The organism is [Clostridium] fimetarium (assembly GCF_900111235.1).
Taxonomy (GTDB): Bacteria; Bacillota; Clostridia; order Lachnospirales; family Lachnospiraceae; genus Clostridium_N; species Clostridium_N fimetarium.
In genome coordinates, this window is the sequence record NZ_FOJI01000008.1 from 158,027 (window position 1) to 173,137 (window position 15,111).

Sequence of the window (15,111 nt, forward strand, 5' to 3'; positions counted from 1 at the left end):
TTTATTAATCACAAAACAATCTTCAGTTTTACAATTAATATTTTATATATCAAGAAGCGCAAGTGCTCTAGAATTAAATTTTGCTTGTTGCAATTCGTATAGGCTTTGCTGTTTACTTTGATTGTTTACTTGTTCCTGTACTTTAGAATCTTCAGTTTCTGAATCAGTGCTATTAAATACTGAGCTTGAAAGCTTTTCATACAATTCCAAGAATTTTAAATATCTTTCATAAGAAAATGCTTCTGCAGCTTGAGACTGTGTATTCTGTATTGTAACAGGTTTCGATTTTAAATTTACAGTGGCATTTGTTGTTGAATCTAAAGTAGGATTAGCTACAGTTACATTTGAATTTTTCTTGATCGAAATATTTGTGGTATCCGCTTCTAACTCTCCTCCAAGGATTCCATTAATCTTATTAATATAATTCAATGTCTCTGCATAGGGTGGAACACCACCATACTTGGCAACAGCACCACTTCCAGCATTATATGCCGCAAGTGCTAACGTAGTATTTCCGCCATAGTCGTCTAGCAGATACGCGAGCATTTTAGCTCCACCTGTAATATTTTGTTGGGCATCAAAAACATCTTCTACGCCAAGGGATTTCGCTGTTTCTGGCATAAGTTGCATGATTCCAGATGCACCACAACCCGAAACTGCGTTGGTATCAAAACTTGATTCTGCTTGTGCAACGGCCTTCAGTAATTTTACTGGTACGCCATATTCTGCTGATACATTTTGAAATATATCTTCCAACGATTTTGACTGGCCATTATAAACATCATCAAAGCTAGCCGCTTGGCTACTACTAGCAGCTGATGTATTGCTTGTTGAACTAACTAAAAATTGATTTCCGTCAATCAAATCAATGTTATTAACTTGACTCATTAGTAACCTCCACTTATGTACTTTTATTTTACAACTTATGCAGTTGCTCTTCTTCTTTTTGCCTGCTCTTTTACTATAAAACTACCCAACTCATTATAGAATTCAGGGAATTTACAACCATATGAATAGGTGTGCGTTACAGCATCATAAGTTTTTCGTACAATAAATCCATTCAAATCAAACGATTCATCCTTTGTCCGATATGCAAATGATACCTTCTTATTTATCAATAAATCTTCATTTGTAATAAATCCAAAACCTGTTTCACTAATATCTTTAATATTTACACAATATTCATTTTTATTTCCATTCAAATATACTTCTATTGGCATAGCATTACCAATGTATAATCGAAAAGCTCCACGTCTGTTATATAATTTGCTTTCGATATCAGTATCATTCATACGGTAATAATAATGACCTTTGTATAAAATAGTTTCCATCTTAACCTTATTCCAAATATATAGTTTATTTAACATTTTGAAAATTATATTAACGCCTTGTTCATTTGTGATTTTTAACTTTTTTCCATCTACCTGGATTTCAGCTAATATAAGTATTTCTCTTTGCACGCCTAACACTTTCGTTGGAAATTCATATGTATTGTTGCTAAAAACGATTTGCAATTCAATTGCATTACCACTTTGTAACTCCCACAATTTCATTAGTCATAGCTCCCCTCTGCCATCTAATAATCATCTGAAAACAAACACACCTCGTCTCATATTGTTGCTTCAATCACTGCAATCCCTCCTGCCAATATGGTACGAAAATAATTGATATAAGTATACACTTTTTTGTCTTTGTTATCAATGGAATCTTTTATATATTCAATAATATATTTGTAACTGTTCAGTACCTGAACAATTACACGCTTCGCGATGCACACAAATTGCCATAAAGATGCAAATTGGTGCTGTAAAACTCGGATTTTTGCTAAAACAAGCAAAAACGCCTCGCGGAATACTGCCTTCTGAATAGTTACATATATTTTTACTTTATTTAGAAAAATATGCATCTGTGATTTTTTTTGCTACAACTTGTGCACTGGCTACATTTGTATAACCACCTTCTAGAATGACACTTATTGCAATCTGTGGATTTTCTTCTGGTGCAAAACCAACAAACCAAGAATGATAATTTTCACTGCTATCATATTGAGCAGATCCTGTTTTACCTACCATTGTATAGGATGAATTTTTAAAACTACTGCCCGTTCCCATTGTAACTACTGATCTCATATATCCCGTAAGCGTCTTTGCTTCTTGCTCTGTCATTAACTTCTTATATTCTGTTGGATTATACTGTTGAACAACTTGATTATCAGCCGTCACTACTTTATCCACAAAATATGGCTGCATCATGACACCTTTGTTAGCAATCGTTGCAACTATCATTAAATTATGTATTGGAGTAATCTGGGTTCTACCTTGTCCGATTGAGGTTTCCATTATCTCACTTACATTTGAACTTGTATCAAGTTTAAAACTACTCTTATTGTACTCAATGCCAATAGGCAGGTCATTGTTAAAGGCAAATGATTCACACAGCGTTTTATAGTTTTGAACATTCAATGTCTGACCAATTGTTGCAAATGCTGAATTACATGAATTTGCAAATGCTCGATTTAAATCTTCGTTTCCATGCACCGTTTCATTAAAACAATGAATTGTTGAGGCTCCCTTTGTCGTTGTACTACCCGTACAACTATAATTAAAGCTGTTATATTGAGGATTTTCTCTGATAAACTCAATTGTCGTTAATATTTTAAAAGTTGAACCAGGTGGATAAAGTCCTTGCGTTGCTCTATTTAAAAGCACTGAATCAGCACTGTCATAAGTAATCCATTCATTCATCATTGCATCTGCATCATTGGGATCATAATCTGGCTTAGATACCATTGCAAGAATTTTTCCAGTCGATGGCTCCATTACGACAACAGCGCCCTTATTATTTCCTAATGCGTTATATGCAGCCTGCTGCAATGATACGTTTAATGTTGTTACAACATTATCACCAACTGCTTTTGTACTACTAACATCATTTGCAATCTGTTCTAAAACATTCGCATTAGCGGAAAGCAAAAAAAAGTTGCTTAATTTCTCGATTCCAGATTTACCATGGCTTGCAAGTCCAACAACATGACTAAATACGCTTCCATATGGATATACGCGATTCTCATTGCCATCTGCGTCCGTAGTTGTTGAAGCTAATACATCACCATCCGCGGATAATATTTCACCTCGAACGACTCTCGTTGATAAATCATCAATTCTCTTATTATATGAATTATTAATTACATCAGGCCCAATAAAGGCATTAAAATATATCAAATATCCAGCTAGTATCATAAAAAGCCCCACAAAAATAAAGGAAATCGTATTAGTTTCCTTATTTCTGGCTGCCTTATCATACATATCACTTTCTATTTTTTTCTTTTTCATTGATTTTGACTTTCCCTGTTTTTTTGTCTGCTTCATTGGATTCACCTTCATCCTGTCTCATAATATACATTCCATTTATAATCGCGAATAAAATGATACTGCTAATCATTGAACTACCACCATAACTTACAAATGGTAATGTTACACCTGTAAGTGGAATTAGTTTCATTACTCCACCAACTGTCAAGAACACCTGAAATCCATAAGTTACAGCCAATCCAACTGCAACCAATCTGTAAAAATTTGTCTTACACATTGATGCAATATTCATCATCAGCATCAAGCAATTAAGGCAAATCAATATAATACAAACTGAAAAAACAACACCAAATTCTTCAGTAATTGCAGAAAACATAAAATCTTTTTCAGCAACTGGTATTTTATATGGCATTCCAGAGCAAAGACCAACTCCAAACCAAGAACCCATCCCAATGGAAAAAAGCGATTGTGTAATCTGATAACCTTGGTCATCGATATAAGTCCATGGATCCAGCCAAATCAATACTCGTGTTCTAACATGGCTAAATAATTCATATGCAACACAGGCTGACACCGATCCAGCGACTAAGCCACCCAACAAATACATTGTCTTTTTTGTCGCTTCATATAGCATCATTAAATACACGACAAAAAATATAAGTGCAGCACCTAGATCATTAGAAGCAACAAGGATTAAAACATGAGCTCCTGCAACAACTGTAGTAATTACAATCTGCTTAAAATCTGTAGACTTGTTAAACATCGATGCGATAAACATTACAAAGATTATTTTTACAAATTCTGCAGGCTGGACTGAGACTACACCGATTGTCAATACGAGATTTGCACCAAATATCCTGCTTCCAAGCAAAACGGAAACTAGTAATGCAAGTCCTACGATACAATATAGCCAAGCAAATCTCCTGAAACTTCTAACTTTTTTCAATAACCATGGGATGAAGAAAGCAATGATTGTCCCAGCAACTGCGATCATAAACTGTTTCACACATTTGTCATACGAAAGCCTTGCAAGCATAATAAAACCAATTGACATTAGCATACACATATTATTGATCAGCAATCTTGAAGCCTTTGGGTATACATTGTCATATATCGCAATGATTACAAATAAGAAAACAAATTGCTCAAGGTACAAAATTGCGTAGTCTATATTCTCCTCTTGTAGATAAAGGATCAAATATCCCATGAAATGAAATGTAAACATAATAAAATTCTGTAATTTATATATATATCTTCTCTTATTTTCATTATGTATTGTTGAACCTCTATATGATGCATATGTATAATACATCAATAAAAACGCAAATATATATTTTGATAACTCAAAAAATATCTCTTTCAATATACCCACCTCGACTAATCTACACCTCTTAGGAAGTGTCCTCTTGTGAAATCTTTCAAAGAATTTTCAACATTCTCATGCATTACATATGCTTTAATTGCATCTTCTATTACTTCTCTTGCTGTATTTTTATCTTCATATGTCAAAATAATTCTAACCTTTTTTGGTGCTAATGATAATACTTCTGAAGTTTTATCAATAATATAAATGGGACTTGTATTATATATCGTATTATAACAATACGTACAATTATTCTTTATTGCAAACTTTTTATTTTTTCTGTCCTTTAAATATATCACTGTTTTTTTCGCATCACAATATCCAACGGTTTTATTAACGCACTGCGTGGATATCATCATTGGAATATAACCATACACAACCAATTCAGAGTCAAATATGTTTAAGTGTTTTAACTCTTTTTCATTTAATTCTATTGGAGCGGTATCATATAAAATCCTTAGTTTATCTTGCATTTCAAGTTTCTTATATTCATCCCTTGCAAGACTATTAAATGTATATACATTATAATCCAAAATCAAATTAATAACTATATTATTATCTGTTTTTTCTATGTTCTCTATATAATTTCTAAAATATTGTATTTCTTCAAGATTCTTAATTACAAAGCCGTCCGCCTTCAGTTCAAGTATTTCTTTGATATTATCATCGAAATATTTTTTTGCTTTTAACCTGAAGATATGAGGCATAATGAAATACACTTTCTTTTCCAACTTTTTGCATTCTAAAACTGCATTGGCTAACTCCAAAATATCTTGATACTCTGATAATTCAAGGTATATTCCCTCAATATCTTTATAAGATAATACCGTATCTAATAGACCTTTGTTTTCCAAAGAAACGTTGATTTTAATATTATTATCTGCTTTACTAATATTATAGCCGTCAGCCTTCGCAAAATTTGTCTTTATCAATAAACTATGATCAGACTCGCAGGACCGCTTGTAAGAATCACACAATTGTTTTTCCATAGCTTCTATGGCATTTCTTCTCAAGTCATTTAGTTTTTGAATCGGTATAAATATATTGTCATCCATATGAACAGTCAGATTTTCAAATGTATATCTAGTACCCCCTGTTTTAGAAAGTTGTTTTTTTACTCTTTCAATATCCATTGGTTGTTTCATCGCTGGTTCAATAATATCTTCTCTAGTAGTTGCACTTGCTCTAACCTTTCCATTACTATCTAGCAGACATATCGAAAGACTTGCTGGATCTCCTATGAAAAGTTCTAATTTTCCTTCTAATAATTCCTTCTTCTGCGTATCAATATATTTGGTTTTAATTTCATCCATCAATGCATTATTTTTCGTTCTATAAATAATATCACCATTTTTTAAATCATACTTATGGGGCACATTCAGAATGATTTTATCGTTTTTACTGACTTTATACTTGTTTGTGTAGGCGAAATCATTTCCGATTTCAAATACATCACCACCATCAAGGTCTTCAAGCACTCTGCAATTGATACAGCCTTTGTTATTGCTTATTACTTCTAGTGCCTTTGTACCCTGATGATTCGGTCTCGTCAATGAAATCATTGATTTTCCGGTTTCGTCAACATAATATCCGTTGGTAAAGCCACCTCGATTGTATAAATCTTTTAATGTATTCATATCTGCATCAGATACCTTATATTTGTTTGAACCATTTTCTAAATACTTGTCCACATACTTTCTATACATACTTACAACTCCAGCTGTATACTCACTGCTTTTCATTCTCCCTTCAATTTTGAGAGAATCAACTCCTGCATCAATCACTTGTGGCAATATGGATAATGAACACATATCCTTTGGACTTAGTACATATTTTTCATTGTCATTACCAATTACTGAATCATTCTTTATTACATCGTAAGGAAGTCTGCATGGTTGGGCACATCTTCCCCTGTTGCCGCTTCTACCTCCTATCAAACTACTCATCAAGCATTGTCCTGAGTAACAATAACAAAGTGCACCATGAACAAACCCTTCTATCTCTATATCAACATTATTATCTATATCTTTAATTTCACCAATATTTAATTCTCTTGCTGTAACAATTCTTGATGCTCCTAGTTCTTTTAAAAGCTTCGCTCCTAATGCGCCTGTTGTAGACATCTGTGTACTTGCATGAATGTGCAACTGTGGAAAATATTCCTTCACGAAATTTAACACACCCATATCTTGAACGATAACCGCATCTAATCCATTTTCATAATATGGTTTTAAGTAACTATATAACTGCTCACTCATTTCATTGTTTTTCAACAATGTATTCACGGTTAAATATACTTTTTTGTCATGAATATGAGCTACATCAAGCGCTCTTAATAACTCCTCCTCGGAAAAATTATTTGAAAATGCTCTTGCACCAAATGCACTTCCACCTAGATATATTGCATCTGCTCCAGCATTAATTGCTGCAAGGAAACTATCATATGAACCTGCTGGTGATAAAACTTCAATATTTTTTTTCAAAATATGCTCCTCTAAAATTTCAATATATGAAAATATACAAAAGGGCTCTCAGAGTGTATATACACTCAAAAGATACCCTTCTATAATTTCATTTGTGTAGTTTTATTTTTTTGAATCTTCTAATTCTGTTTCTAATCTTACAATACTTTTCTGATAATTAATAATCTCTTCCCTAAGTTCTTGTATCTCCTTATTAGATGCATCATTCTTTATCTGCGCAGCTATAAGTTCATGCTTGAGGTCATAGATTTCCTTACCTTTATTATCAAGTTCGGCTTCGAGGGTATCCGCCAGCTTCTTCGCCTTAAAATAATCATCCGCAATATTAAGATACAACAGATTACATCTTACTTCAACTGAGTGTCTTCTAAACGAATCTTCTTTGTTAAATTCAGACAGCTTGTTATTAATATATACAGCAACCTTTTGCAAATATTCTTCACTTTCATATCCACTCAATGTGAATACTTTTCCCCCGATTATAACCTCTGTATTATTCTTCGATGACATAACTGTCCTCCTCATAAAAGCCACATATTGTGGTATAACTAAATTATAAAATATTATAACACAATATTATGAGTTGTGACAAGGAAATTATCTATTCTACAATATACTTAATTATCTATTCTGTTATCCTTTGTAGCCCTAGATTCGCATACGCAGCATCCGTTGCAACCCTACCTCTAGATGTTCTATTAATAAATCCATTTTGAATCAAATATGGTTCATAGACATCTTCTAATGTCCCCGCATCTTCACCAATTGAAGCTGCTATCGTATCAAGTCCAACTGGCCCCCCAGCGAACTTATTAATAATAGTAGATAAAATCATTCTATCATTCTTATCCAAGCCATCTTTATCGACATCTAGCAACTCTAATGCATAATCAGTAACTTCTTTTGTTATTTTTCCATCGTACTTCACTTGTGCAAAATCTCTAACACGTTTTAACAATCTATTTGCAAGTCTTGGTGTACCTCTTGATCTTCTTGCTAGTTCATGTGCTCCTTCATAATCAATATCAACACCGATTACTTTAGCAGATCTTGTGATGATTGTTTCGAGTTCCAAAACATTATAAAAATCCAATCGATTAACCACGCCAAATCGATCTCTTAGTGGTGCGGTTAAAAGACCAGCTCTTGTAGTTGCTCCAACAAGCGTAAACTTAGGTAAATCCAATCGAATTGATCTAGCGGAGGTTCCTTTTCCAATCATAATATCAATTGCATAATCTTCCATTGCTGGATACAGTACTTCTTCTACCTGCCTATTTAGCCTATGGATTTCATCTATAAAAAGGACATCGCCTTCTTGTAGATTATTCAGTATTGCTGCTATTTCTCCAGGTCTTTCTATCGCTGGCCCAGATGTTATCTTCATATTAACGCCCATTTCATTGGCAATTATTCCGGCAAGCGTAGTTTTTCCCAAACCCGGTGGTCCATAAAACAAAACATGATCTAACGAATCACCTCTTGTCTTAGCTGCCTCTATATATATCTTTAGATTATTCTTAACTTTTTCTTGTCCAATATAATCATCTAGAGAAAGAGGTCTTAAATTATTTTCAATTTTTTCTTCATCTGCTAATAACTCTGTTGAAATCACTCTTTTTTCCATTCGTTTCTCTCATTCTACCATTAAGTAATCGTTTTCTTATAAAAACGCTAGTTTTTTCAAAGCTTCCTTAAGAATACTTTCTGGATCCTTATTATCTAAATCTTCAACTTGTTTAACAGCCTTAATTGCTTCTGCACTTCCATATCCTAATGCAACCAGCGCTTGAATCGCTTCACTCTTACCGTCACTAGAACCCAACTCTTCATTATTATGTGCAAGTTTCATCTCAAAAGCATCTTCAAGCTTAAGTTTGTCCTTTAACTCAATAATAAGCTTCTGTGCAGTCTTAGAACCAATTCCAGGTGCACTTGAAATCAGCTTGACGTCATCTGCTAATACAGCAAACCTTAGTTCATCAGGTGTAATTGTAGATAGGATTCCGAGCGCCCCTTTCGGGCCTATTCCATTAACAGTAATCAACAGTTTAAAAACTTCTAAATCATCTCTTGTAAGAAATCCATATAGATTCATAGCATCTTCTCTTACGTACAAATATGTAAACACCTTAAGCTCAGTTCCAACTCTTGGAACTCTTGATATCAAAGAGGCTGGAACGCGTATATTATAGCCAATCCCATTACTCTCAACAACAATTGTCACATCAAATACTTCTGTCAGTTCACCTTTTATATATGAAATCATTATGCTCCAATCTGCTGCTTTAGCAGCACTTTAAATCAGGGATGTGAATATGCTTTATCATTCACAATGATCCAGTCTGCTGCTTTAGCAGCACTTTAAATCAGGGATGTGAATATGCTTTACCATTCACAATGATCCAATCTGCTACTTTAGCAGCACCTGTCTAAATGTAATATATACATCATAGCACACTCGAACATATGTTTCAATATTAATTTATTTTCAATTCTCTGCCGTTTTACCAACCATATAATTAATAAATTGCTGCGCTGTTCTTCCTGAAATACCACCATGGCTAAGCTCCCATTTGTTAGCTTCGGCACATAATTCTTCATCCGACAGTTCTAAATTCATCTTTTTTGCGAGATTAACTACTATATTATAGTACTCTTTCTGTGTTGGCTTAGAAAAATTAATTGTAACACCAAATCTATTTACGAGTGATAATTTTTCTTCCATAGTATCAGAGCGATGCATTTCCTCATTGTGTTCCATATCTGAGCGATCATTCCAAGTTTCCTTTATCAGATGTCTTCTATTTGAAGTAGCATAAATCAAGATATTATCTGGTTTTGTTTCTACGCCACCCTCTATAACTGCCTTTAAAAACTTATATTCTATTTCAAACTCTTCAAATGACAAATCATCCATATAAATAATAAACTTATAATTTCTATTTTTTATTTTTGCAATTATTGTAGATAATTCTTTAAATTGATGTTTGTAAATTTCTATCATACGAAGGCCCTGGTCATAATATTCATTGACAATTGCCTTAATACTTGTTGATTTCCCCGTACCACTGTCACCAAACAAGAGTACATTATTTGCTTTGTATCCATTAATAAATGCTTCTGTATTATCTGTAAGTTTTTTCTTTTGCATCTCATATCCTATCAAATCCGCTAACATAACCTTGTCCATATTGTTAATTGGGCAAAATTCAATTTCGTTTTCACCTTTACTATTAATTCTAAATGCCTTGTTAAGTCCAAACATACCAACACCAAAATCCTTGTAAAAACCTGTTACATAATGAAAGAACTCACTTTCATCTTTAGCAGTTTCTAACTTTTCACTTAATGCTTTCACTTTTTCGCTGACATTTTTATTATACATCAGTTCTTTTTTCTCAATCGATTTATAATTTGAGATCATGGTGAAACAATTGATATCGAGTGCTTCCTCAATTATTTTAAAATCAAACTCAAATAAAGACTTGAATACTTTAAAATCATTTTTAGCAAACAGATTAACACTTCCTTCATTTGCGCCAATTTTTTCACATGTAATACTGAAAGGATTTTCATTTGTAATCAGTAAAAACGTCAAATAATTATGCCATAAATTTTTATCAAAGCCATAATTTGTTGATACCTCTAGTAGTCTTTTAATCTGGGCATATATACGTTTCGTTAATTCAGCATTACTTTTTTCTTGCGTTTCAAACTGTCTAAATATTTCTCCTAATTGAAATAATATGCTTTGTTCCTCTAAGTCTCCATATATAATTAAATTTGCGATATTTTTATACATTTCTATTTATCCTTCCTATAATAAGTAATTAAAATACAATTTATTTAAATGCTCACAACCGTGAATATCAATATCAAACGGCATAACTATTATAATATATCAATCACCAATTTTGTCAATATTTAGATAATAAAAAATAATACTTTTAATTTTACTAGAAAGATGATAAAATATCTAATAATAGACTTAACTAAATTAACAAAGGAGGCATGGCATTACAATGTATGCAATCAATGAGTCCATTTATTTTAAATATAACTATTATGTTTTATAAATATCTTTAAATATATATTGCATTTTCTTCAGTGAAAACAGGAAAATAATGTTTAATTTTGGACATTAATACTATTAAATCAGTTCTATAATGGTATTAAACTATTGACACTTAAGAAACTAATGCTATAATCTGTTATGAACTTAATATATTTTTTAAGTTTAATTTTAAAATTCATATAATGATTTTCAACTTGTTATTTATGGAGAGGACGAGAAATGGGATTAATATTAATTAAATATTTCAATTTAGGCATATTTGTTGTTTTGACACTTTTATATTTCTACCAATTATTATACGTTGTTGTTGCCTTAGTAGGTGAAAGACAAAAAGAACATTTTGATAAAGATGCTAAAAAACAACATCGGTTTGCATTTATTATTGCAGCTAGAAACGAAAGTTCGGTTATTGCTAACCTTTTACAAAGCATAAAACAACAGAATTACTCTTCTGAATTAATTGATATATTTGTAATTGCGGACAATTGTACAGACAATACTGCTGAAATCGCTAGAGAATGTGGTGCTATTGTTTACGAAAGGTTTAACAATATTCTTGTTGGAAAAGGATATGCTTTAGATTATGCTTTTGAACACATCGGTAGAGATTGTGGCGATGTAGAAGTATACGATGGTTATTTCATTTTTGATGCAGACAATGTTGTTGATAAGAATTATGTTTACGAAATGAACAAAGTTTTTGATAGTGGTTTTAGAGTTATAACGAGCTATCGAAATTCAAAGAACTATGATACGAATTGGATTACAGCTGGATATTCACTTTGGTTCTTAAGGGAAGCTAAGTTCTTAAACAATCCGAGAATGATGCTTAACACAAGTTGTGCTGTTTCTGGAACTGGTTTCTTAATTAGCAGTCAAATCGTCAAGAAAAACAATGGTTGGAAATTCCAACTTCTTACAGAAGATATTCAATTTTCAGTTGTGAATGCAATTGAAGGTGAACGAATTGGATACTGTGAAAAAGCGATTCTTTATGATGAACAACCTTGTACATTTGCTCAATCTTGGTCACAACGTATGCGTTGGGCGAAAGGCTTTTATCAAGTAATGTTTAAGTATGGCAAAACATTATTTACTACTATGTTTAAACGCAAAGAAAGATTTGTATCTTGTTATGATATGTTAATGACAATAGCACCTGCTACTATACTCACCCTTGTTTGTATAGGTGTTAACTGTTTATTTTTATTATACGGTTTAAATAATCCAAAGTTATTTCGTTATTTGGTGCCAGTCATAATGAATGCTATTTTTTTCTCAGCTGTAAACGGTTATGGACTTATGTTCGTTTTAGGATTAATTACTACGATTACCGAATGGAAGCGAATACAATGTTCACCAATTAAAAAGATTTTATATATATTTTCATTTCCAATTTTTATATTTACATATGTTCCAATTTCAATCATTGCTTTATTCAAAAAAGTTGAATGGAAACCTATTGCGCATAGCGTAGTAAAAACTGCTGAAGATATGCAACGTAGCTAAATATAACATGGAAAAATAAAGTCCGTTAGTTCAGACATTATATACAAAAAAAGAGTATCGTATGTAGATTTACATACGATACTCTTTTTTTGCTACATTTATCTTACATAGATCTTTAATATTTTGCTCATGCTATCTTCTTCTTATATTTTCCATACAAAAACCATATCCACAATACAGTATTACAAAATGTTATACCTATATATATTGTTCCGCCTGTTATAACGTATTTAGCAAGCCAAAATGAAGGCAAAAGTCCAAATACATACTGTATGTCACCTTTTACGAAAAATGGTGCTACAGCTCCAAATAGAAGCATTCCAGACAATTTGCTCACAGCCATTCCTTCTACTTTATTATTAGCCAATGCAACAATAATAAATGCAATTAACATTCCAATAATTGATGCCAATACTGAGATAATAACAGTTGAAAAAACGGAGTGAGGTGTAAGCGAAAAAGTTGTAAGTACAATACCTGTAACAATCATTGCCAAAACACAGGGAATTGCAAATCTAGAAATAAAATATCCTCTTTGGCCAAGCGGCGTTACACATAAATATCTTGATATATTATTATCCATCTCTCCAAGCACAACCATCGCTCCTACGAAGCAAAATAACATTGCAGATAAAAAAGCCATCATCAAATCAAATAGTAGATAATATGGTGTGATTATCTCTGGTTTACCAAAATATTTTGTTAGCAAATTCTCTATAAATGGCAACCCACACTTCATTACAATACCACATAGAAAAGGAGCAAAACACACTACAAACAGCATTGCATCTCCTGCCGTTTCTTTTAACACTTGCTTAAAGGAAATCAATATTGCGTTCATAATTTTATTCCTCCTACGCTGTTAATCATTTTCTTAACTGATTTCACTACAATCTTCCATAAAAGCAAAAACCATATTAGAATTACACCTATGTTTAAATAAATATTTCCTGTCTGAATAATTAAGTTAATACAAGCTGTCCCTGGATGTATTGTAAACAAACAACTGTCAAACCAAAACATTGCAATTATCGGTGGTAAAAAGCAAATAATTTCAAAAGGTACTGTCGCAATCGTAAATTGATTCAAACTAGAAACTTTAGATGCGACTAACAAACCAAGTAAAGTAAAAAATGAAGAACACAAAAATACGGATATTGCAATTTCAAAATAATTTGTTAATCCGGCAATTGCTCCCAGTATGAGTGCTGTTATAACCGATATTATTCCAAGCGATATTATTTTTGATAATATATACTCTTCCGTTTTAACCGGTGATATTGCAATAGAATTCAATACATTTTCACTCTTTTCTAACAAAACAATTGCTCCCATAAAAAACATTCCCATAGCTGCCGGATCAGAATATATCATAATTGCAGTTGCAGGTTTTCTCCAATCTGATGGTAGAATGTATATTATAAAACCATAAAATACAATTAAAATGAAATATATATAGTAAAATCCATATTTTCTCTGAAAATTAATATCACCTAATGTCATATTTTTCAGTCTCATTGCAAAACCCTCCCTGTAACTTCCATAAATATATCATTCAAATTAGGTTCACTACTATGTATTGCAATTAATTTATTGTTTATAATTAGATCTTGAAGCACCATATCGCTTCCAACTTCATCTAATGATACTGTGTTGACCACTTCACTACCTTTCATATTTAGGAAGCTATATGACACCTGACAAGCGCCTCTAGACATAATTAAATGATGTGGAGTATCCATAGCCTCAATATGTCCATCGACAATAAAGGCTACTCTGTCACAAAGTTCTGTGGCATCCTCCATATTATGCGTTGTAAGAATAATCGTTTTTCCAGCTTCACGTTCCTTAATTATAATGTCTTTCAAAATTCTTGCATTTGTCGGATCCAATCCACTTGTTGGTTCGTCTAAGAACAAAATATCTGGGTTATGAATTAATGATTTGATAAAATTCAGCCGACTTTTCATACCTTTTGAAAAGCCAGCAACTTTCTTATCTGCATCATTATGAAGCCCTACTATCTCCAGTAATTCATCAATTGATTTCTTCTTTCCTTTATATAATGATCCAAAATATTTGAGATTATCTTTCGCTGTTAGTTTTTCATATAGGCTGGGAAATTCAAAATCCACGCCTATTTTTTCGTAAAAACTATTCGTATGATTCCTACTTTCAATTCCATCAATAATGGCACTTCCTTTATATTCATTCAATAGTCCTGTAAGAATCTTTTGTAAAGTACTTTTTCCTGCTCCCGATGGTCCTAGTAGTCCAAATATTTCCCCTTTTTTTACTTCAAAATTAATATTCTCTAAAAATGGTTTCTTTGTATAACTAAATGCTACATTATTTACCTTAATCATT

14 protein-coding genes are annotated in these 15,111 nt (G+C 32.3%); 1 reads left to right on the forward strand and 13 read right to left on the reverse strand.

All coding sequences use genetic code 11. From position 1 onward, the window contains the following. Positions 1–42 precede the first annotated feature (42 nt). From BMY18_RS11540 to BMY18_RS11585, 10 genes are all read right to left on the reverse strand, one after another. Positions 43–888, reverse strand: coding sequence for a lytic transglycosylase domain-containing protein (locus tag BMY18_RS11540; protein ID WP_092454151.1), 846 nt, complete (start codon positions 886–888; stop codon positions 43–45). A 35-nt stretch (positions 889–923) separates the two neighbouring features. Then, positions 924–1,553: a PilZ domain-containing protein gene (locus BMY18_RS11545; RefSeq protein ID WP_092454153.1), complete on the reverse strand. Its 630-nt coding sequence runs from the start codon at positions 1,551–1,553 to the stop codon at positions 924–926. Positions 1,554–1,609: 56 nt separating this feature from the next. Beyond that, the gene (locus BMY18_RS11550) at positions 1,610–1,837 is read right to left on the reverse strand and encodes a hypothetical protein (protein WP_139197269.1); all 228 of its coding nucleotides are present in this window, start codon (positions 1,835–1,837) and stop codon (positions 1,610–1,612) included. A 49-nt stretch (positions 1,838–1,886) separates the two neighbouring features. Next, positions 1,887–3,368, reverse strand: coding sequence for a peptidoglycan D,D-transpeptidase FtsI family protein (locus BMY18_RS11555; protein ID WP_170841383.1), 1,482 nt, complete (start codon positions 3,366–3,368; stop codon positions 1,887–1,889). Further along, the gene (locus BMY18_RS11560) at positions 3,307–4,674 is read right to left on the reverse strand and encodes an FtsW/RodA/SpoVE family cell cycle protein (protein ID WP_092454159.1); all 1,368 of its coding nucleotides are present in this window, start codon (positions 4,672–4,674) and stop codon (positions 3,307–3,309) included. Before BMY18_RS11560 ends, BMY18_RS11555 begins: the two co-directional genes overlap by 62 nt. Positions 4,675–4,688: 14 nt before the next feature. Beyond that, positions 4,689–7,157 carry a peptidase U32 family protein gene (locus BMY18_RS11565; RefSeq protein WP_092454161.1) on the reverse strand — a complete coding sequence of 823 codons (2,469 nt, stop codon included), beginning with the start codon at positions 7,155–7,157 and terminating at the stop codon, positions 4,689–4,691. Positions 7,158–7,259: 102 nt separating this feature from the next. Next, positions 7,260–7,667, reverse strand: a complete 408-nt coding sequence (gene zapA, locus BMY18_RS11570) for a cell division protein ZapA (protein WP_092454163.1) — start codon at positions 7,665–7,667, stop codon at positions 7,260–7,262. 115 nt (positions 7,668–7,782) lie between these two features. Next, complete coding sequence (ruvB, locus tag BMY18_RS11575; RefSeq protein ID WP_092454165.1) at positions 7,783–8,784, reverse strand: Holliday junction branch migration DNA helicase RuvB; 1,002 nt, start codon at positions 8,782–8,784, stop codon at positions 7,783–7,785. A 36-nt stretch (positions 8,785–8,820) separates the two neighbouring features. After that, positions 8,821–9,426 carry a Holliday junction branch migration protein RuvA gene (ruvA, locus tag BMY18_RS11580; RefSeq protein ID WP_092454167.1) on the reverse strand — a complete coding sequence of 202 codons (606 nt, stop codon included), beginning with the start codon at positions 9,424–9,426 and terminating at the stop codon, positions 8,821–8,823. A gap of 222 nt (positions 9,427–9,648) precedes the next feature. After that, positions 9,649–10,962 (reverse strand): ATP-binding protein, encoded by a 1,314-nt coding sequence (locus BMY18_RS11585; protein ID WP_092454169.1) that lies wholly within the window; start codon positions 10,960–10,962, stop codon positions 9,649–9,651. Positions 10,963–11,454: 492 nt separating this feature from the next. On the opposite strand from BMY18_RS11585, the gene BMY18_RS11590 reads away from it, so the two are divergent. Beyond that, positions 11,455–12,744, forward strand: coding sequence for a glycosyltransferase family 2 protein (locus BMY18_RS11590; RefSeq protein ID WP_092454170.1), 1,290 nt, complete (start codon positions 11,455–11,457; stop codon positions 12,742–12,744). Positions 12,745–12,871: 127 nt separating this feature from the next. On the opposite strand, the gene BMY18_RS11595 is transcribed toward BMY18_RS11590, so the two are convergent. The 3 genes from BMY18_RS11595 to BMY18_RS11605 are packed head-to-tail and all read right to left on the reverse strand — an operon-like array spanning position 12,872 to position 15,110. After that, the gene (locus tag BMY18_RS11595) at positions 12,872–13,585 is read right to left on the reverse strand and encodes an ABC transporter permease (protein WP_092454172.1); all 714 of its coding nucleotides are present in this window, start codon (positions 13,583–13,585) and stop codon (positions 12,872–12,874) included. Further along, complete coding sequence (locus tag BMY18_RS11600) at positions 13,582–14,262, reverse strand: hypothetical protein (RefSeq protein WP_092454174.1); 681 nt, start codon at positions 14,260–14,262, stop codon at positions 13,582–13,584. Before BMY18_RS11600 ends, BMY18_RS11595 begins: the two co-directional genes overlap by 4 nt. Further along, positions 14,259–15,110 (reverse strand): ABC transporter ATP-binding protein, encoded by an 852-nt coding sequence (locus BMY18_RS11605; RefSeq protein ID WP_092454264.1) that lies wholly within the window; start codon positions 15,108–15,110, stop codon positions 14,259–14,261. The genes BMY18_RS11600 and BMY18_RS11605 overlap by 4 nt, the downstream gene beginning before the upstream one ends. Between the last annotated feature and the right edge of the window lies 1 nt (position 15,111).

What these genes read in the sequence shown, in the direction of transcription:
- BMY18_RS11540 (WP_092454151.1), bottom strand. Translation starts at nt 888, where the DNA reads ATGAGTCAAGTTAATAACATTGATTTGATTGACGGAAATCAATTTTTA.
- BMY18_RS11545 (WP_092454153.1), bottom strand. Translation starts at nt 1,553, where the DNA reads ATGAAATTGTGGGAGTTACAAAGTGGTAATGCAATTGAATTGCAAATC.
- BMY18_RS11555 (WP_170841383.1), bottom strand. Translation starts at nt 3,368, where the DNA reads ATGAAGCAGACAAAAAAACAGGGAAAGTCAAAATCAATGAAAAAGAAA.
- zapA (WP_092454163.1), bottom strand. Translation starts at nt 7,667, where the DNA reads ATGTCATCGAAGAATAATACAGAGGTTATAATCGGGGGAAAAGTATTC.
- ruvB (WP_092454165.1), bottom strand. Translation starts at nt 8,784, where the DNA reads ATGGAAAAAAGAGTGATTTCAACAGAGTTATTAGCAGATGAAGAAAAA.
- ruvA (WP_092454167.1), bottom strand. Translation starts at nt 9,426, where the DNA reads ATGATTTCATATATAAAAGGTGAACTGACAGAAGTATTTGATGTGACA.
- BMY18_RS11585 (WP_092454169.1), bottom strand. Translation starts at nt 10,962, where the DNA reads ATGTATAAAAATATCGCAAATTTAATTATATATGGAGACTTAGAGGAA.
- BMY18_RS11590 (WP_092454170.1), top strand. Translation starts at nt 11,455, where the DNA reads ATGGGATTAATATTAATTAAATATTTCAATTTAGGCATATTTGTTGTT.
- BMY18_RS11595 (WP_092454172.1), bottom strand. Translation starts at nt 13,585, where the DNA reads ATGAACGCAATATTGATTTCCTTTAAGCAAGTGTTAAAAGAAACGGCA.
- BMY18_RS11600 (WP_092454174.1), bottom strand. Translation starts at nt 14,262, where the DNA reads ATGAGACTGAAAAATATGACATTAGGTGATATTAATTTTCAGAGAAAA.
- BMY18_RS11605 (WP_092454264.1), bottom strand. Translation starts at nt 15,110, where the DNA reads ATGATTAAGGTAAATAATGTAGCATTTAGTTATACAAAGAAACCATTT.